Origin of the sequence: Sphingopyxis sp. Root154, from assembly GCF_001427105.1 — a bacterium.
Classification (GTDB): domain Bacteria; phylum Pseudomonadota; class Alphaproteobacteria; order Sphingomonadales; family Sphingomonadaceae; genus Sphingopyxis.
In genome coordinates this window covers 1-17,161 of sequence record NZ_LMGI01000004.1, presented here as the reverse complement: position 1 = coordinate 17,161, position 17,161 = coordinate 1, and the positions used below count along the sequence as shown (strand labels likewise).

Here is a 17,161-nt window from a genome sequence, read left to right as displayed (position 1 = left end):
ATTGTGACCAAAGCCGCGATTCTGATCGAACCGGGCAAGCCGCTGTCGATCGAGACGGTGCAAATTGCCGACTGCGGCCCGCACGAGGTGCGCATCCGCACCGCCGCGTGCGGGCTCTGCCATTCGGACCTGCATTTTATCGACGGCGCCTATCCGCACCCCCTCCCCGCGATCCCCGGTCACGAAGCCGCGGGGATCGTCGAGGCGGTCGGCAGCGAGGTGCGCACGGTGAAGGTCGGCGACGCGGTCGTCACCTGCCTGTCGGCCTTTTGCGGGCACTGCGAGTTCTGTGTGTCGGGCCGCATGTCGCTGTGCATGGGCGGCGACACGCGGCGCGCCGTGGGATCGGCACCCCGAATCACGCGTCCTGACGGGTCGCCGGTCAATCAGATGCTTAACCTGTCGGCCTTTGCCGAAACGATGCTGGTCCACGAACATGCGTGCGTCGCGATCGACCCTGCGATGCCGCTCGACCGCGCCGCGGTGATCGGCTGCGCGGTGACGACGGGCGCGGGCACGATCTTCAACGCGTGCAAGGTGACGCCGGGCGAGACCGTCGCGGTCGTCGGTTGCGGCGGCGTCGGCTTGGCCACGATCAACGCCGCGAAGATCGCCGGCGCGGGCCGCATCATCGCCGCCGACCCCGTTCCGGAAAAGCGCGCGCTGGCGATGAAGCTCGGCGCCACTGACGTAGTCGACGCGCTCGCCGACGATGCCGCGAAGCAGATCGTCGAGCTGACCAAGGGCGGCGTCGACCATGCGATCGAGGCCGTCGGGCGTCCGGCGTCGGCGAGCCTTGCGGTCGCGTCGCTCCGCCGCGGCGGCACTGCGACGATCCTCGGCATGATGCCGCTGAGCGAGAAGGTCGGCCTTTCAGCGATGGACCTGCTTTCGGGCAAGAAATTGCAGGGCGCGATCATGGGCGGCAACCGCTTCCCGGTCGACATCCCGCGGCTTGTCGACTTCTATCTCCGCGGCCTGCTCGACCTCGACAGCATCGTTGCCGAGACGATCCCGATCGAGCGGATCAACGAAGGCTTCGACAAGATGAAGAAGGGCGACGCCGCACGGTCGGTGATCGTGTTCGACCAATGACGCTCGACGCGCAAAAGGCCTTCAGCGGCACGGTCGCGCCCGAGGGCGCCGATGTCCTCGACGAGGTGAAACTGACCGCGTGGATGGAAGCCAATGTCGAAGGCTTCGAAGGTCCGCTGACGCAGGGAAAATTCGCCGGCGGCCAGTCGAACCCGACGTACAAGATTTCGGCGCCGTCGGGCAATTATGTGCTGCGCCGCAAGCCCTTCGGCCCGCTGCTCCCCTCGGCGCATGCGGTCGACCGCGAGTATAAGGTGCAGGCGGGGCTCCATAAGATGGGCTTCCCCGTCGCGCGCCAATATGGCCTGTGCACCGATGACTCGGTGGTGGGCAGCTGGTTCTATGTGATGGGGATGGTCGACGGCCACACGATCTGGGACGGCGCGATGCCGGGGTCGACGCCGGAGAACCGCCGCGCCACATACGAGGCGATGATCGATACGCTCGCCGCGCTGCACAGCGTCGATGTCGAGGCGGCGGGGCTTTCGGATTTCGGCAAGCCGGGCAATTATTTCGGCCGCCAGGTCGATCGCTGGACCAAGCAATACCGGCTTTCCGAAACCGAGACGATGGACGAGATGGAGCAGCTGATCGCGTGGTTGCCCGCGACTCTGCCCGAACAGACGCGTACCAGCGTCGTCCACGGCGATTACCGCATCGACAATATGATCTATGCCAAGGACCGTCCCGAGGTGCTCGCGGTGCTCGACTGGGAGCTCTCGACATTGGGCGATCCGCTCGCCGATTTTACTTATGTAGCGATGGCGTGGGTCACCGAAAATGGCGGCCGCTCGGGGGTGATGGATCTCGATCGCAAGGCGCTCGGCATCCCCGAACTCGACGAGATGGTCGAGCGTTATTGCGCCGCCACGGGGCGCGACGGCGTGCCCGATATGAACTGGTATTTTGCCTATAATTTCTTCCGCCTCGCGGGGATTATCCAGGGCATCAAGAAGCGCGTTATCGAGGGCACCGCCTCGTCGCAGCACGCCAGGGATATGTCCGAACGCGTCCGCCCGCTCGCCGAAAAGGCGTGGGACTTTGCCAAAAAGGCCGGCGCATGAGCCTGTTCGACATGACGGGACAGGTCGCGCTGATCACCGGATCGTCGCGCGGCATCGGCAAGGCGACCGCCGAAGCGATGGCCGAACAGGGCGCGAGAGTCGTGATCTCGAGCCGCAAGGCCGACGCCTGCGAGGAGACCGCGGCCGAAATCAACGCGCGCTTCGGCGAGGGCACCGCGATCGCAGTACGCGCGAACATCTCTTCGAAGGAAGAGCTGGAGATACTCGTTGCCGAGACGCGCCGCGCCTTCGGCAAGATCACCACGCTCGTCTGCAATGCCGCGTCGAACCCCTATTACGGCCCCGGCCTTGGGATCAGCGACGACCAGTTCCGCAAGATTATGGACAATAATATCCTGTCCAACCACTGGCTGATCTCGATGGTCGCGCCCGAAATGCTCGAACGCGGCGAAGGGTCGATCACGATCATCAGCTCGATCGGCGGGCTGAAAGGATCGCCGATCATCGGCGCCTACGGCATTTCGAAAGCCGCCGACATGCAGGTCGCGCGCAATTTCGCGGTCGAGTTCGGGCCGCGCGGCGTGCGCGTCAACTGCATCGCGCCGGGGCTGGTGCGCACCGACATGGCGCGCGCCTTGTGGGAAAATCCCGAGACGCTGAAACGATCGACCGCCGCCTCGACCCTGAAGCGCATCGGCGAGCCGCACGAGATCGCGGGCGCCGCGGTCTTCCTCGCCAGCAAGGCGGGAGCTTTCACCACCGGCCAGACCATCGTGTGCGATGGCGGGGCCACAATTTCGGGAGGCGCATGATGGGCGCGTTGGACGGCAAGGTTGCGATCATCACGGGTGCCGGTTCGGGCATCGGCCGCGCGAGCGCGCTGCTCTTTGCCGCCGAGGGCGCGAAACTCGTCATCGGCGACAAGACCGCCGCGGTGCACGAGACCGCGAAGCTGGTGAAGGATGCCGGCGGCGAGGTCGTGGCGCTTGAGATCGACGCGGGTGTCGAGGCCGATGTCGCCTCGCTCGTCGCGACCGCGAAAGACACCTATGGCGCGCTCGACGTCGCCTTTGCCAACGCCGGGATCATCGGCGACATGGGCGGCATCTTCGATTTCGACCCCGATGCCTGGGCCGAGACGTTGCGCGTCAATTTGATCGGCCCGGCGCTGATGGTGAAGCATGCCGGCAAGGCGATGGTCGATCAGGGCCGCGGCGGCGCGATCGTGCTGACCGCGAGCGTCGCGGGGCTCAATTCGGGCGCGGGTCCGGGGGCCTATTCGGCGTCGAAGGCGGGGGTGATCAACCTCGCCAAGGTCGCGGCGCAGCAGCTCTCGACGAGCGGCGTACGCGTCAACGCGGTGTGCCCCGGCCTCACCGAAACGGGGATGACCAAGCCGACCTTCGATTATGCCAAGGCGAAGGAAGTCACGCACAAGCTCGGCCAGTTGAACCCGCTCCGTCGCGCGGCGCAACCCGAGGAACTCGCCAATGTCGCGCTGTTCCTTGCGAGCGATCAGGCGAGCTATGTCAATGGACAGGCGATCGCGGTCGATGGCGGGCTGACCAGTTCGCATCCGGTGACACGCCAGTTGCTCGGCCAGACCTCACACTGATAGATCGATCATCATGGCACATGGATTCGACACCGCGCGGCTGGACCGCATTCCCGCCTTTCTCGCCGCCAAATATGTCGACACTGGCCGCCTGCCGCACGCGGCGACGCTCGTATCGCGGCGCGGCGAGATCGCACATTTATCGTGCATCGGCGAGGCGCGGCCGGGCGAGGCACTGAAAGAGGATGCGATCTTCCGCATCGCCAGCATGACCAAGCCGATCACCAGCATCGCCTTCATGATGCTGGTCGAGGAGGGCAAGGTCGCGCTGTCCGATCCGCTCGTCAAATATTGCCCCGAGTTCAAGGATACCGGCGTGTTCGTCGCGGGCGGCGGCAATGTGCCGTTCCTGACGCGGCCGCCAACGCAGCCGATCCGCATGGTCGACCTGCTGCGCCATACCGCCGGCCTCACCTATGGTTTTCAGGAGCGCACCCCGGTCGATGCCGCGTACCGCAAGGCGCGCATCGACGATTTCGACGCCGATTATACGATGGACAGCTTCATCGCCGACCTCGCGAAAATCCCGCTGCAGTTCGATCCAGGCGCGCACTGGAATTATTCGATGGCAACCGATGTGCTCGGCGCGGTGATCGAGCGCATCGAGGGCAAACCCTTTGCACAAGTTTTGCAGGATCGCATCTTCGGCCCGCTCGGCATGGTCGACACCGGCTTCAAGGTGCCCGCCGACCAGCAGCACCGGCTGACCGACGCCTATGCCTTCCACCCCAAGGACAAGAAGCAGGATTTCGACAGTGGCGCGAAGAGCCGCTGGGCGAAGGATCGCAGTTTCCATTCGGGCGGCGGCGGGCTCGCCTCGACGCTCGATGATTATCACCGTTTCTGCCTGATGCTGCTCGGCGGCGGCAAGCTCGGCGACGTGCGGATCATCAGCCGCAAAACGCTCGACCTGATGACGTCGAACCATCTGCCCGGCGGCGGCGACCTGACCCAGCACAGCGTCGGCATCTTCTCCGAGGCGGAGAATGCAGGAATCGGCTTCGGCCTCGGCTTCGCGGTGAACGAAAGTCCCGCGCAGACGATGACCCCCGGCTCGGTCGGCGATTATTATTGGGGCGGCATGTTCTCGACCGGTTTCTTCGTCGATCCGGTCGAGCAGATCTGCATGGTCTTCATGACCCAGCTCATGCCCTCCTCCACCTATCCCGTGCGGCGCGAGGTCAAGACGCTCGTCCACGCCGCCATTGACGACTGAAATGCAACACCCCTTTCCGTTCGCCCCGTGCGAACGGGCTTTAGATTGAAGGAGTCTCCCATGTCCGAAGAAACCCCCGTCAGCGTTACGATGGAAAAGGATGGCGACGTCGCCGTCATCATCGTCAACAATCCGCCCGTCAACGCGCTGAGCTGGCATGTCCGGCAGGGCCTTGAGGACAATTTCGGCGCCGCGCTCGCCGACGACAGCGTCAAGGCGATCGTCCTGCGCTGCGCCGGCGCGACCTTTATCGCGGGCGCCGACATCAGCGAATTCGGCAAGCCGCCGCGCGGTCCCGATTTCAACGCGGTGCTCAACAGCATCGAAGCGGCGTCGAAGCCGGTCGTTGCCGCTATCCACGGGACGGCGCTCGGTGGCGGTCTCGAAACCGCGCTTGTCTGTCATTACCGCATCGCGGTGCCCTCGGCAAAGCTCGGCGTGCCCGAGGTGAAGCTCGGCCTGCTGCCCGGCGCAGGCGGCACGCAGCGCCTGCCGCGCGTCGTCGGTGTCGAAGCCGCGGCGACGATGACCTCGACCGGCGATCCGCTGCCCGCCGCGAAAGCCAAGGAACTCGGCCTCGTCGACGAACTCGCAGGCGAGGACAGCCTTGCCGCCGACGCTATCGCCTTTGCGCGCGCGAAGATCGCCGACGGCCCGCGTCCGACGCGCGAGCGCCCCGTGTTCGGCGACGTCGCGGTGATCGAACAGCTCAAGACCGCCAACGCCAAGCGCTGGCGCGGCTTCGAGGCGCCCTACGCCAACCTCGCCTGCGTCGAAGCCGCGACGCGCCTGCCCTTCGAGGAAGGTTTGGCGTTCGAGCGCGAGCAATTCATGAAGCTGATGTTCGGCAGCCAGTCGGCGGCGCAGCGCCACATCTTCTTCGCCGAGCGTCAGGCCGCGAAGATCGACGGCCTGCCCAAGGATACCCAACTGCGCGACATCAAAAAGGTCGGCGTGATCGGCGCCGGCACGATGGGCGGCGGCATTTCGATGAACTTCCTCCAGAAGGGCATCCCCGTCACGATCGTCGAGATGCAGCAGGAAGCGCTCGACCGCGGCACTGGTGTGATCCGCAAGAATTACGAGGCGTCGGCCGCCAAGGGGCGCTTCAAGCCCGAGCAGGTCGAGCAGATGATGGGCATCCTGACCCCGACGCTCAATCTCGACGATCTTGCCGACTGCGACCTGATCATCGAGGCGGTCTATGAGAATATGGACGTCAAGAAGGACATTTTCGGCAAGCTCGACAAGATCGCCAAGCCCGGCGCGATCCTCGCATCGAACACCAGCTATCTTGACGTCGACGAAATCGCGACCGCCACCAGCCGCCCCGGCGACGTGCTCGGCATGCACTTCTTCTCGCCCGCCAATGTCATGAAGCTGCTCGAGGTCGTGCGCGGCGACAAGACCGCGCCCGATGCGCTGGCGACCGCGATGGCGATCGGCAAGAAGATCGGCAAGGTCGCGGTGGTCGCGGGCGTGTGCGACGGCTTCATCGGCAACCGCATGCTCAAGCCGCGCCAGGTCGAGGCGATGAACCTCTTGATGGAAGGCGCGACGCCGCAGCAGATCGACAAGGTGCATGTCGAATTCGGCATGCCGATGGGTCCGTTCCAGATGAGCGACCTTGCCGGCGTTGATATCGGTTGGCACCGCGATCCGACGCGCATCGAAAGCATCCGCGACGCGCTCGCCGCGGTCGGCCGCTGGGGACAGAAGACCGGCAAGGGCTTTTACGATTATGACGAAAAGCGCAATCCGTCGCCCAGCGCCGAAGTTGCCGAAATCATCGAGGATTTCCGCCAGCGGTCGAACAAGGCGAAGCGCGAGATCAGCGACCAGGAAATCATCGAGCGCACGCTCTATCCGATGGTCAACGAGGGCGCACTGATCCTGGCCGAAGGCAAGGCGCAGCGTGCGTCGGACATCGATGTCGTCTGGATCTATGGCTATGGCTGGCCGGTCTATCGCGGCGGCCCGATGTTCTGGGCGGGGCTGGAAGGCACCGACAAGATCGTCGCCGCGCTCGAAAAACATGGGTTTGCGGTCGCGCCTTTGCTCAAGGAGAAGGCGGAGGCGAAGTCGGGCTTCTAGGCCCCTCCCCGCCTACGAAGATCAGGCCGTCTGTCCCGGCGTGGGGCAGGCGGCCTTTCTTTTGCCGCCCCTCCGCCGCAGGTGCGACCGGAAACTTGCGATTCAGGGTTAAAGCGCTGGCAAGACCTGCCGTTACGGCAGAGCATGAATGCCATGTCCACCCTCGCCGTCCTGCTGCTCGCTGGAAGCGCGCCGGCTGCCGTCCCTGTCGCGGCGCCGCAGGTGACCGCCGTCGCCGTGGCGCGGGCACGGATATTGGCGCCCGCCGAAGTGCGGCGGGTTGGCGACCGGATCGAGGTCCGGACCGGCGAGCGCAAGGCACCGACGCAAGTGCACCGGACCGAACGCCGCGACGGCGGCGAAACCGCTGACTTTTACTGAAGCGTCTTGATGATCGCCGAAAAGTCGCGGCCGTCCTTGTCGGCCTCGACAAAGGCTTCGTAGAGCTCGCGCGCTTTGGAGCCCATCGGAACGTCGGCGTCGACACTCGCCGCCGCCTCCATCGCAAGGCGCAGATCCTTGAGCATCAGCGCCGCGGCGAACCCGCCCTTGTAATCATTGTCGGCTGGGGTCGTCGGGCCGACGCCGGGGAGCGGCGCGTAACTGATCAGCGACCAGCACTGCCCCGACGACACGCTGGCGATGTCGAAGAATTTCTGCGGGTCGAGCCCGAGCTTCTGCGCGAGCGCGAGCGTCTCGCACGTCGCGACCATCGAGGCGCCGAGGAGCATGTTATTGCAGATCTTCGCGCCCTGCCCCGCGCCCGCGTCGCCGGCGTGGATCACCGCCTTGCCCATCTTGGCAAGAATCGGCTCGGCGCGCGCGAAGCCATCATCGGTGCCGCCGACCATGAAGGTCAGCGTGCCCGCGTTGGCGGCGGCGATGCCGCCCGAGACCGGCGCATCGACCGCGACGAGACCCTTGGCGGTCGCGGCTTCGATATTCGCGCGCGCGGTCGCGACGTCGATCGTCGAGCAATCGAGAAGCAAGGTGCCCGATGTGGCGTTCGGGAAGACGTCGCTTTCGTAGACCGAGGCAACATGCTTGCCTGCGGGAAGCATCGTCACCACAGCCTCGGCGCCCGCAACGGCTTCGGCGGCCGATGCTGCGCGCGAACAGCCCGCTTCGACCGCGCGCGCGAGTGCGTCCTCGCTGAGATCGAAAGCGCGTACCTCGTGCCCCGCTTTCGCGAGGTTCGCAGCCATGCCGCCGCCCATATTGCCGAGTCCGATAAATGCGATTTTCATGTCAGCGACCCTTCCACACGCCTTCGCGCTTTTCGATGAAGGCGGCCATGCCTTCGGCCTTGTCCTCGGTTGCGGCGAGAATCTGGAACAGGCGGCGTTCGTAGATCAGCCCCTGATCGAGCGTCGTTTCGAACGCGGCGTTGACCATGTCCTTGTTCACCATCGCCGCCATCGGCGGCATGCCGGCGATCGTGGTCGCGGTCTTCACCGCTTGCTCGACCAGCGCCGCATGCTCGACGACGCGCGCGACGAGGCCCGAGCGTTCGGCTTCGACGGCGTCCATCATCCGGCCGGTGAGGCACATTTCCATCGCCTTCGCCTTGCCGATCGCGCGCGTCAGCCGCTGCGATCCGCCCATGCCCGGCGCGACGCCGAGCTTGATTTCAGGCTGGCCGAATTTCGCCTTGTCCGACGCGATGATGAAGTCGGCCATCATCGCGAGTTCGCAGCCGCCGCCGAGCGCGAAGCCGTTGACCGCGGCGATCCACGGCTTGCGAACCTTCTTCACGAAGTCGCTCGTCCATTTCGAGAAGAAATCCTCGAGGTAGAAATCGGACGCCGGCTTGTCGGCCATTTCCTTGATGTCGGCGCCCGCGGCGAAGGCCTTGTCGCCCGAGCCGGTGAGCACCGCGCAGCGCTGGCTGTCGTCGGCTTCATACGCCGCGAAGGCCGCGATCAGGTCGTCGAGCACACCCGAGTTCAGCGCGTTGAGCGCCTGCGGGCGGTTGAGCGTCACCAGCGTGACGGCCCCGCGCGTTTCGACGAGGAGGGTTTCGTAGGTCATGGTCTTGTCCTGTATCAGCGGTTGGCGTCGATATTGCGCAGCAGCATTTCAAGCTGCGCCGGGGTGGCATGCTCACGCGCCTCGTCGGTCGAGGTCGGCTGGTTGTCGTAGGGGATGGGCTCGTCGAACTGGTCGGCCGCCAGGTCCCAGGTGCGTCCGTCGATCCGGTTGTAGAAATGGGTACCGCCCTTCGTCGCGGTCTTCATGATGTCGCCGCCTAAATGATGATGCACGGCAAGCGCGGTCACCGCGCACTGGTTGCGGCAGGGATTGGCCGGGTCGAACGGGTCCGATATCGTCTCGGCCGACCAGCTTTGCTTCACCGCATGATAAAGGGCGATCGGGTCGGCGAAGCTCACAGCGGCGACCATTTCTCGCTCTCGGGCAGTGGCGCGAAGATCGCGTCGATCCAGTCGTCGGTGACCGCCTCGGCGGTCGGCGGATCCCATTTGGGGCTGTTATCCTTGTCGACAATGAGCGCGCGGACGCCTTCGATGAAGTCGTGCATCTGGACGACGCGGCTGCCGATCGCATATTCTTGCGTCATCTGCGCGGCGAAGTCGTGCATCTCGCCGCCTTCCTTGAGCTGACGCAGCGCGACCTTGCACGTCTGCGGCGATTTGCCGTGGAGCGTCGCGAGTTCCCTGGTCGCCCATTCGCCGCCGTCGGCGTCGAGCGCGGCGAGGATATCCTCATAGGTATCGCTCGCGAACAGCCGGTTGATCCGTTCGAGATGCTGGGTGATTCCGGCGGGCGGCGCGGTGACCGACAATTCGCCCAGGATGCCGCCGATACGGGTCGGATCGACCACGATCCGCTCCTTCGCCGCGGCGAGCTTTTCGGACGGCAGATAGTGCGTCGCAAGGCCGAGCGCGAGGCACTCCGCCCCGTCGAGCCGTGCGCCGGTGAGCGCGAGATAGGCGCCGACGCGGCCTTCGAGGCGCGGCAGATACCAGCCGCCGCCGACATCGGGAAACAGGCCGATCCCCGTCTCGGGCATCGCGAAGCGCGTGTGTTCGGTCGCGACGCGATATTTCGCCGGCTGCGAAATGCCGACCCCGCCGCCCATCGTGATGCCGTCCATGAAGGCGACGACGGGCTTGGGATAAGTGAAGATCAGGTGGTTGAGGCGATATTCGGTGTGGAAGAATTGGCGCGCTTCCTTGCCGTCCTTCGCGCCGCTTTCCGCGAGCATGCGGATATCGCCGCCGGCGCAGAAGCCGCGGCCCTCGCTATGGTCGATAATCACCGCCTCGACCGCATCGTCATCGCGCCATTTCACGAGCGCGTCGATCATTGCGTCGCACATTGCGAGGTTGAGCGCGTGGATCGCCTTGGGCCGGTTGAGCGAGATGCGCCCGACCCGAACATCGGCGCCAATCAAAACATCTTCGGTCATTGGCGCAGCAGGTCCCTTCCGACGATCATTCGCATCACCTGGTTGGTACCTTCGAGGATCGAATGGACGCGGAGGTCGCGCCAGAAACGCTCGATCGGATAATCGCGGAGATAGCCGTAGCCCCCGAACAGCTGGAGCGCGTCATTGACGATCTTGCTGCCATTGTCGGTCGCAAGCCGCTTCGCCATCGCCGAGAAGCGCGACTTGTCAGGGGCGTTCGCGGTGACCTTTGCCGCCGCCATGTAAAGCAGCGCGCGCGCGGCTTCGAGGTCGGTCGCCATGTCGGCGAGCATGAACTGGGTGTTCTGGAAATCGGCGATCGGCTGCCCGAACTGCTGGCGGTCCTTGGTGTAGGCGATCGCCTCGTCGAGACAGCGCTGCGCGCCGCCCAGGGAGCAGGCGCCGATGTTGAGACGGCCGCCGTCGAGCCCCGCCATCGCGAAGCGGAAGCCATCACCCTCGGCGCCGACCAGATTTTCGACGGGCACGCGGCAGTCCTCGAAAATTACCTGCGCCGTAGGGGATGCATTCCAGCCGAGCTTTTTCTCGGGCGCGCCGAAGCTGAGCCCCGGCGTGTCCTTTTCGATGACGAGGCAGCTGATCCCCTTCGACTTTTCCTCACTTGTGCGCACCATGCAGACATAGATGTCGTTATAACCCGCGCCCGAGATGAACTGCTTGGTGCCGTTCAGCACATAATGATCGCCATCGCGCTTTGCCGTGGCCTTGAGCGCCGCGGCGTCGGACCCCGAACCGGGTTCGGTCAGGCAATAGCTTGCGATCTTCTCCATGCTGACGAGGTCGGGCAGGAAGCGCGCCTTAATCTCGGCGCCGCCGAAGCGGTCGATCATCCACGTCGCCATATTGTGGATCGAGACATAGGCGCTGGTCGCCGGGCAGCCATAGGCCATCGCCTCCATGATCAGCGCGGCTTCCATCCGGCCAAGCCCGATACCGCCCGATTCCTCGGCCACGTAAATCGCGCCAAAGCCGAGCTCGCCCGCAGCCTTCCACACATCCACGGGATAATGATGTTTCTCATCCCATTCGGCCGCGAAGGGCGTGATGCGGTCGGCGGTGAATTTGCGCGCCATATCCTGGATCGCGAGCTGGTCGTCGGTAAGCTGGAACTGGTCGGTCATGGTCATTTCTCGATGATGGCTTCGGCTTCGATTTCGACTTTCCACTCGGGGCGGATCAGCGCGGGCACAACCAGCATTGTCGATGCCGGACGCACATTTTTGAATGCCGATCCGTGCGCACGTCCCACAAGATCGGAATCCGCGGCATCGGTGATGTACATGCGCGTGCGCACGACGTCGGCGAAGCTGCCGCCGAGCGCTTCGAGCGCCTCGCCGATGATGGTAATGCAGCGCGCCGCCTGCGCCCCGGCGTCGCCGGGGGTCGAGCTGCCATCAGGCTCGATCGGCGCGCAACCCGCGACGTCGATGCGGTTCCCCACCCGAACCGCGCGGCTGTAGCCGTAAATCGGTTCGAACGGGGACGCCGAGCTATGATTGCGGCGACTGGATTCAGCCACAGCTGATCCGCTCGATCTTGAGCGCGTCGTCATAGGAGACGGTCAGCCGGTCAGGGCGGAAGTCCATGGTGACGGCGGTGCGCGGCGGCACCCAGCGCAGCGTCCGCGCACCGCTACCCTTGAGCAACTGGCCGCCCACGTCGGCGGTTGCCGTCTGGCCGACGAGCGATTGTACGGCGTCGGCGTTGCAAGCGGCTTCGGCGGGTGGGGTCGGGGTCGATTCGACGGGCGGCCGCTCTTGCGTACAAGCGGCGAGCGGCAGGACGGCGGCAATTGCTAACAGGCGAATGTCCATCATGTGTCTCCCTTTCAAAACCATCAGACGCAGCGCGTATAGCGCATCGGGCCCGCGGCGGCACCCTCGCCAGAGTCGCGGCGCACCAGCGTCTTGCCGCCATCGGCGAGGTCGAGTTGCATCCGGCGATCCCACTCCACGCCCTCGCCGCTGAATTTATAGTCGGCAACGATGCGGCCGGCGTCACTTTCGCGAACGCGCGCGAGTTCGCCGTGCGATTCATAGAAACGCAGGTTTGTCGCATCGATCGTCAGCGCGGTCAGGTCGGTGCCCTTCTTCGCCTTGCAATCGGCGACCTTGAGCGCCCAGCGGCCGCGAATTGCGGGCGGGATCGCCTTGCCGTCGCCCGCGGTTTTGGGCTCGGGCTTTGCCGGGGTTTCTTCGACCGCTTCGGGCAGGTCCGCATCCACCGTCGGCTCCGCCGGTTCGGCGGGCGCCGGGCGATCGGCCTTTTGCAGCGGCGAGATCGCCGCGCTGTCTTCGGGCTGGGATTTGTCCTCGCCGCCGCTGCACGCGGCGAGCAGCAGCAAACTGGCGGGAAGCATCAGGCGGGTCATCGACATTCTCCTTCGATAGGAGAATGCCCGGCGTGGCGTGCGGGTTTCATCGCCGCGCATCATTCGCCCAGCACCTTTTCACGGAACACCGCGGTCGCGAGGTCGGTCTGGTTATAGCGATACCAGCGCGGCGCGGGGACGCCCGCCTGCCATGCCAGCGCCTCGGTCAGCGTGCCGTTCGCCGCCGGCGTGTCGGGCATTTCCTTGCCAATCGGGTCGGCATAGGCGGTGTCGGCGCTGACGACAGTCCAGCCCGCTTTGCGCAGCGCGCGGACGAGGTGGCCGATATGGAGCGCGGCGAGGTCGGTTTCGTGAAGCAGCATCACCTGCACCGGCTGGCGACCGGTCACGCGCCGCATCATCGCGTCGGCGAAATCGGCGGCCTCGACATGCCAGGTGACGTAGAGATTACCGAGCGCCTTGCGGTCGATCGTCTTCTTCGCCTGTACCGCCTCACGCGTAAGGCTTTCGAGGTGCCAGTCCGACGATTCGGCGGTGACATAGCCGTTGCGGAGCCCGCGCGCGGCAAGACCCTGCCGCAGCGCATCGCGCTTCGCCTTGTCTTTGCCGCCCTCGTCGAGGAAGGGGAAGCGGAACCACGGGCGATAGCCGTGGCGGCCCTTGAGCCAGACCTCGGCCGTGTCGATATCGGCGAGATAGGTCGCGGTGTCGGTCGTGCTGAGCCGCTTGTGGCTATTGCTGTGGTTCGCGATCACATGACCCGCAGCGACATAGGCCGCGATGCGCTCTTCGCCGCGAACGCCGTCGCCCTGCCCGATCGCGCCGGGGTTGACGAAGAAGACCGCCTGCGGCGCCTTCGCTTTCTCAAGTTCCGCAACGATGCGCTGCGTGCGCTCGTCTGGGGTGAAGAAGGCGCCGGGATGGCGCGGAACATCGTCGAAGCTGAGTGCGATCCGCTTTTGCGCGTGCGCGGGCTGCGCGAGAAGCAGGACAAGGATCGCGAGCCACAGCCTCATTCGGCGGCCGCCACGATCTCGATCTCGACCAGCCAATCGCTTTCAAGTGTCTGCGCGACGATCGCGGTGGTTGGGATGCGCCGCGTACCGAGCGCCTTGAGCCGGGCGGCGGCATTCGCCTCGGCATAGCTTGCATCGCGCAAATAGCTGGTCAGCCGGACGATGTTGGCGGTGTCCATATCTGCGCTGGCCAGAATCGCTCGGAGGTTGTTCCACACGCAATCAAGCTGCTCTTCCAGCGTAGCGGGAGCCGAGAAATCGGGTCTCAAACCCATCGTGCCACTGACGAACAGCAGTCGCCCGGCGCCGCGAACTTCCATGGCGTGCACCCAGTCGCCGCCCGTCGCGTAAACGCCGTCGGTCGGATTGTGGGGGATGAGCTCCATGGAGCTCACCCCATCGTCGGAATGACGAAGGCGTTGCCCCCGTCAGGTGATCCGTCGGGCCAGCGCTGGGTGACCGTCTTGACCTTGGTCCAGAATTTCACGCCTTCCATGCCGTGCTGGTTGGTGTCACCGAATGCCGAACGCTTCCAGCCGCCGAAGCTGTGATAGGCGACGGGCACCGGAATAGGCACGTTGATGCCGACCATGCCGACATTGACGCGCGCCGCAAATTCGCGCGCAGCATGGCCGTTGCGGGTGAAGATCGCGACGCCATTGCCATATTGATGCTTCGAGGGCAGTTCGAGTGCTTCCTCGAAATTGGCGGCACGGACGATCTGCAGCACGGGGCCGAAAATCTCTTCCTTGTAGCTTTCCATGTCGGTCGTGACATGGTCGAACAGGGTTGGGCCGATGAAGAAGCCCTTTTCATGCCCCTGCAGGCTGAAACCGCGGCCGTCGACGACGAGCTCGGCGCCTTCGTCGGCGCATTTCTGGATCCAGCCTTCGACCTTTTCCTTGTGTGCCTGCGTCACCACCGGGCCATAATGCGCCTCGGCATCGGTCGACACGCCAACGCGCAGCGCCGCGATCGCGGGGATCAGCTTCTCACGCAGGCGGTTCGCGGTGTCTTCGCCGACGGGGACGACCACCGGCAGCGCCATGCAGCGCTCGCCGGCCGAGCCAAAGGCCGCGCCGGTGAGGTCGTTGACGACCTGGTCGAGGTCGGCGTCGGGCATCACGATGCCATGGTTCTTCGCGCCGCCCATCGCCTGTACGCGCTTGCCGTTCGCGACGCCGCGATTGTAGACATAATGCGCGATGTCTGACGAGCCGACGAAGCTGACCGCGCCAATGTCGGGATGATCGAGGATCGCATCGACCATTTCCTTGTCGCCGTGAACGACCTGGCAGATGCCTTCGGGCAGACCGGCTTCGAGGAAGAGTTCGGCGAGGCGGACGGGGACCGACGGATCGCGTTCGCTCGGCTTGATGATGAAGGCGTTGCCCGTCGCGATCGCGACGCCCGACATCCACAGCGGGATCATCGCGGGGAAGTTGAACGGGGTGATGCCCGCGCCGATGCCGATCGGCTGGCGCATCGAATAGACGTCGATGCCGGGGCCCGCGCCCTGCGTATATTCGCCCTTCAGGACGTGCGGGATGCCGCAGCAAAATTCGATGACTTCAAGCCCGCGCTGGATGTCGCCCTTCGAATCGGCGATCACCTTACCATGCTCGCTCGACAGCATGTGCGCGAGCGCGTCCATATTGGCTTCGACGAGGCGCTTGAATTCGAACATGACGCGCGCGCGGCGCTGCGGGTTCGTCGCGGCCCACGCGGGCTGCGCCTTTTTTGCCGCGGCGACTGCACGGTCGAGAAGCGCCGCGTCGCCAAGCGCGACCCGCGCCTGCACGCCGCCGCTGTTGGGGTCGAAGACGTCGCCCTGGCGCGCGCTGCCGCCGGCACCGCCGACGATGTGATGGTCGATCTGTCGCATATCCCGAGTCTCCCGTAAAATCTTGTCGCTGCCACAGCCCATGTGCGCCCCTTTTGCAAGGGATAGACTTGCAGGACGATACTGCATATTTGCAGGTCATGGATTGGGCTAGGCTGCAATATTTCCTGTTCGTCGCGCACCACGGCACGCTCGCGCGCGCCAGCGCCGCGCTGCACGTCGATGCGACGACGGTGAGCCGGCGCGTGAGCGCATTGGAGGCCGCGCTCGGCCAGACCTTATTCGAACGCACGCCTTCTGGTTTCGTTCTGACTGCAGCGGGCCGGGCGCTCGTTCCGCACGCCGAAGCGATGGCGGCGGCGGCGGCGCGCATTCATTCGGCGCGCGAGGGCGGTTCGGCACTGTCGGGGCAGTTGCGGGTCAGCGTGTCCGAAGGGTTCGGCAACAGCTTCATAGCGCCGCGGCTGGCGGGGTTCGTGGCGGCGCATCCCGAACTCGAGATCGACCTTGTCGCCTCGTCAGGTTTCCTCAACCCGTCGCGGCGCGAAGCCGATATGGCGGTGCTACTCGCACGGCCTCGAAAAGGCCCGCTAATCACGCGCAAGCTGTCGGACTACAGCCTCGGCATTTATGCGCCCGCCGATCGGCCCGACTGGCAGGCGGCAATCGCTGCCGCGCCGCTGTCGCGCACGGGCATCCCGGTGATCGGTTATATGCCCGACATCCTCTATGCGCCCGAACTCGATTATCTGGGCGAGATCGAGCCGGGGCTGCGCGCGACGGTGCGCTCGTCGAGCATTCTTGCGCAGAGGCGGATGATCGCGGGCGGCGCGGGGGTGGGTGTGCTCCCATGCTTCCTCGCGAGCGGCGATCCGGCGCTCGTCCGCGTGCGGCCCGAGCAGACGGTCGCGCGCGCCTTCTGGCTCGCGCTCCACCGCGACGTCGCGCCTCAGCCGCGCATCCGGGCGTTTATTGACTGGCTCGATGCCGAGGTGCGCGAGAGCCGGGGGTTGCTGGTTCCGGCTTAAACCGGACGCCAGCCGGAGGCGATCAGACCGCCGTCGCCCAACAGCCTTTCGATTGCATCTGGACCGGCCGCCGCTTCGCGCAGCCGGTCAGCGAGCGGATCGTCAAGCGGATGGTCGCTGCGCAGGAAGGCGATCCATGCGGCGATCGCCGTTTCGAGCGCGGGACAGCGCTGCCCGCGCGCCTGATGCCATGCCAGCGTTTCGAGCCAGCGCTGAGGGATCTTCTGGCTGCCGTCCATCGCGATCTGGATCAGCCGATGGTGCAGCGCCGGATTGGCAAAGCGGTCAAGCAGCGCGTCGGCGTAGGCGGGCAGATCCTGCCCCGGCGCCGCGGCGATCGTCGGGGCCGCTTCCTCGCGCATCAGCCGCTCGATCACCGGCCGGATCGCCGGGTCGGCGATCGCCTGATGGACAAAAGCATGCCCTGCCCCAAGCCCGATATAGGC

General features: G+C 65.4%; 18 protein-coding genes and 2 pseudogenes. 8 read left to right on the top strand and 12 right to left on the bottom strand.

The annotated features are described in order from the left end of the window. Positions 1-3 precede the first annotated feature (3 nt). From ASD73_RS19775 to ASD73_RS19745, 7 genes are all read left to right on the top strand, one after another. Positions 4-1,095, top strand: coding sequence for a Zn-dependent alcohol dehydrogenase (locus ASD73_RS19775; protein WP_056367529.1), 1,092 nt, complete (start codon positions 4-6; stop codon positions 1,093-1,095). After that, the gene (locus ASD73_RS19770; RefSeq protein WP_056367528.1) at positions 1,092-2,159 is read left to right on the top strand and encodes a phosphotransferase family protein; all 1,068 of its coding nucleotides are present in this window, start codon (positions 1,092-1,094) and stop codon (positions 2,157-2,159) included. The genes ASD73_RS19775 and ASD73_RS19770 overlap by 4 nt, the downstream gene beginning before the upstream one ends. Further along, positions 2,156-2,932 (top strand): SDR family NAD(P)-dependent oxidoreductase, encoded by a 777-nt coding sequence (locus ASD73_RS19765; RefSeq protein WP_056367526.1) that lies wholly within the window; start codon positions 2,156-2,158, stop codon positions 2,930-2,932. Before ASD73_RS19770 ends, ASD73_RS19765 begins: the two co-directional genes overlap by 4 nt. After that, on the top strand, positions 2,932-3,735 hold the full coding sequence (locus ASD73_RS19760) for an SDR family NAD(P)-dependent oxidoreductase (RefSeq protein ID WP_056367524.1): 804 nt from the start codon (positions 2,932-2,934) through the stop codon (positions 3,733-3,735). The genes ASD73_RS19765 and ASD73_RS19760 overlap by 1 nt, the downstream gene beginning before the upstream one ends. 13 nt (positions 3,736-3,748) lie before the next feature. Beyond that, positions 3,749-4,951, top strand: coding sequence for a serine hydrolase domain-containing protein (locus ASD73_RS19755; protein ID WP_056367521.1), 1,203 nt, complete (start codon positions 3,749-3,751; stop codon positions 4,949-4,951). 60 nt (positions 4,952-5,011) lie between these two features. Then, entirely contained in the window at positions 5,012-7,045 is a 2,034-nt protein-coding gene (locus ASD73_RS19750) for a 3-hydroxyacyl-CoA dehydrogenase NAD-binding domain-containing protein (RefSeq protein WP_056367520.1), read from the top strand. A gap of 153 nt (positions 7,046-7,198) precedes the next feature. Beyond that, entirely contained in the window at positions 7,199-7,426 is a 228-nt protein-coding gene (locus tag ASD73_RS19745; RefSeq protein ID WP_235534622.1) for a hypothetical protein, read from the top strand. Here the strand turns inward: ASD73_RS19745 and mmsB are convergent. The 11 genes and pseudogenes from mmsB to ASD73_RS19690 all read right to left on the bottom strand — a co-directional run. Beyond that, positions 7,420-8,295, bottom strand: a pseudogene (gene mmsB / locus ASD73_RS19740) (3-hydroxyisobutyrate dehydrogenase); the annotation flags it as partial. The gene ASD73_RS19745 and the pseudogene mmsB sit on opposite strands and share 7 nt — an antisense overlap. Further along, on the bottom strand, positions 8,294-9,076 hold the full coding sequence (locus tag ASD73_RS19735; RefSeq protein ID WP_056367514.1) for an enoyl-CoA hydratase-related protein: 783 nt from the start codon (positions 9,074-9,076) through the stop codon (positions 8,294-8,296). The pseudogene mmsB and the gene ASD73_RS19735, both read right to left, overlap by 2 nt. Positions 9,077-9,090: 14 nt before the next feature. Then, entirely contained in the window at positions 9,091-9,447 is a 357-nt protein-coding gene (locus tag ASD73_RS19730; protein WP_200934988.1) for a YunG family protein, read from the bottom strand. Continuing rightward, positions 9,432-10,475: an enoyl-CoA hydratase/isomerase family protein gene (locus ASD73_RS19725; protein ID WP_056367512.1), complete on the bottom strand. Its 1,044-nt coding sequence runs from the start codon at positions 10,473-10,475 to the stop codon at positions 9,432-9,434. Before ASD73_RS19725 ends, ASD73_RS19730 begins: the two co-directional genes overlap by 16 nt. Beyond that, positions 10,472-11,617: an acyl-CoA dehydrogenase family protein gene (locus ASD73_RS19720; RefSeq protein ID WP_056367511.1), complete on the bottom strand. Its 1,146-nt coding sequence runs from the start codon at positions 11,615-11,617 to the stop codon at positions 10,472-10,474. Before ASD73_RS19720 ends, ASD73_RS19725 begins: the two co-directional genes overlap by 4 nt. A gap of 2 nt (positions 11,618-11,619) precedes the next feature. Beyond that, positions 11,620-12,015 carry a RidA family protein gene (locus tag ASD73_RS19715; protein WP_235534621.1) on the bottom strand — a complete coding sequence of 132 codons (396 nt, stop codon included), beginning with the start codon at positions 12,013-12,015 and terminating at the stop codon, positions 11,620-11,622. Then, entirely contained in the window at positions 12,008-12,310 is a 303-nt protein-coding gene (locus ASD73_RS19710; protein ID WP_056368213.1) for an I78 family peptidase inhibitor, read from the bottom strand. The genes ASD73_RS19715 and ASD73_RS19710 overlap by 8 nt, the downstream gene beginning before the upstream one ends. A 23-nt stretch (positions 12,311-12,333) precedes the next feature. Next, on the bottom strand, positions 12,334-12,867 hold the full coding sequence (locus ASD73_RS19705) for a hypothetical protein (RefSeq protein ID WP_056368211.1): 534 nt from the start codon (positions 12,865-12,867) through the stop codon (positions 12,334-12,336). Between the two features lie 59 nt (positions 12,868-12,926). Beyond that, positions 12,927-13,844, bottom strand: a complete 918-nt coding sequence (locus tag ASD73_RS19700; protein WP_056367506.1) for a polysaccharide deacetylase family protein — start codon at positions 13,842-13,844, stop codon at positions 12,927-12,929. Further along, entirely contained in the window at positions 13,841-14,230 is a 390-nt protein-coding gene (locus tag ASD73_RS19695) for a RidA family protein (protein ID WP_056367503.1), read from the bottom strand. The genes ASD73_RS19700 and ASD73_RS19695 overlap by 4 nt, the downstream gene beginning before the upstream one ends. A 5-nt stretch (positions 14,231-14,235) precedes the next feature. Then, positions 14,236-15,729 (bottom strand): CoA-acylating methylmalonate-semialdehyde dehydrogenase, encoded by a 1,494-nt coding sequence (locus tag ASD73_RS19690; RefSeq protein WP_056367500.1) that lies wholly within the window; start codon positions 15,727-15,729, stop codon positions 14,236-14,238. Positions 15,730-15,827: 98 nt separating this feature from the next. On the opposite strand from ASD73_RS19690, the gene ASD73_RS19685 reads away from it, so the two are divergent. Then, on the top strand, positions 15,828-16,715 hold the full coding sequence (locus ASD73_RS19685) for a LysR family transcriptional regulator (protein WP_056367497.1): 888 nt from the start codon (positions 15,828-15,830) through the stop codon (positions 16,713-16,715). On the opposite strand, the pseudogene ASD73_RS19680 reads toward ASD73_RS19685, so the two are convergent. Continuing rightward, positions 16,712-17,161: pseudogene (locus ASD73_RS19680) on the bottom strand (mannitol dehydrogenase family protein); the annotation flags it as partial. The gene ASD73_RS19685 and the pseudogene ASD73_RS19680 overlap by 4 nt on opposite strands.

Excerpts from the sequence above, each read along its gene's own strand:
- ASD73_RS19770 (WP_056367528.1), top strand. The coding sequence starts at position 1,092 with ATGACGCTCGACGCGCAAAAGGCCTTCAGCGGCACGGTCGCGCCCGAG.
- ASD73_RS19765 (WP_056367526.1), top strand. The coding sequence starts at position 2,156 with ATGAGCCTGTTCGACATGACGGGACAGGTCGCGCTGATCACCGGATCG.
- ASD73_RS19760 (WP_056367524.1), top strand. The coding sequence starts at position 2,932 with ATGGGCGCGTTGGACGGCAAGGTTGCGATCATCACGGGTGCCGGTTCG.
- ASD73_RS19755 (WP_056367521.1), top strand. The coding sequence starts at position 3,749 with ATGGCACATGGATTCGACACCGCGCGGCTGGACCGCATTCCCGCCTTT.
- ASD73_RS19750 (WP_056367520.1), top strand. The coding sequence starts at position 5,012 with ATGTCCGAAGAAACCCCCGTCAGCGTTACGATGGAAAAGGATGGCGAC.
- ASD73_RS19745 (WP_235534622.1), top strand. The coding sequence starts at position 7,199 with ATGTCCACCCTCGCCGTCCTGCTGCTCGCTGGAAGCGCGCCGGCTGCC.
- ASD73_RS19735 (WP_056367514.1), bottom strand. The coding sequence starts at position 9,076 with ATGACCTACGAAACCCTCCTCGTCGAAACGCGCGGGGCCGTCACGCTG.
- ASD73_RS19730 (WP_200934988.1), bottom strand. The coding sequence starts at position 9,447 with ATGGTCGCCGCTGTGAGCTTCGCCGACCCGATCGCCCTTTATCATGCG.
- ASD73_RS19725 (WP_056367512.1), bottom strand. The coding sequence starts at position 10,475 with ATGACCGAAGATGTTTTGATTGGCGCCGATGTTCGGGTCGGGCGCATC.
- ASD73_RS19720 (WP_056367511.1), bottom strand. The coding sequence starts at position 11,617 with ATGACCGACCAGTTCCAGCTTACCGACGACCAGCTCGCGATCCAGGAT.
- ASD73_RS19710 (WP_056368213.1), bottom strand. The coding sequence starts at position 12,310 with ATGGACATTCGCCTGTTAGCAATTGCCGCCGTCCTGCCGCTCGCCGCT.
- ASD73_RS19705 (WP_056368211.1), bottom strand. The coding sequence starts at position 12,867 with ATGACCCGCCTGATGCTTCCCGCCAGTTTGCTGCTGCTCGCCGCGTGC.
- ASD73_RS19700 (WP_056367506.1), bottom strand. The coding sequence starts at position 13,844 with ATGAGGCTGTGGCTCGCGATCCTTGTCCTGCTTCTCGCGCAGCCCGCG.
- ASD73_RS19695 (WP_056367503.1), bottom strand. The coding sequence starts at position 14,230 with ATGGAGCTCATCCCCCACAATCCGACCGACGGCGTTTACGCGACGGGC.
- ASD73_RS19690 (WP_056367500.1), bottom strand. The coding sequence starts at position 15,729 with ATGCGACAGATCGACCATCACATCGTCGGCGGTGCCGGCGGCAGCGCG.
- ASD73_RS19685 (WP_056367497.1), top strand. The coding sequence starts at position 15,828 with ATGGATTGGGCTAGGCTGCAATATTTCCTGTTCGTCGCGCACCACGGC.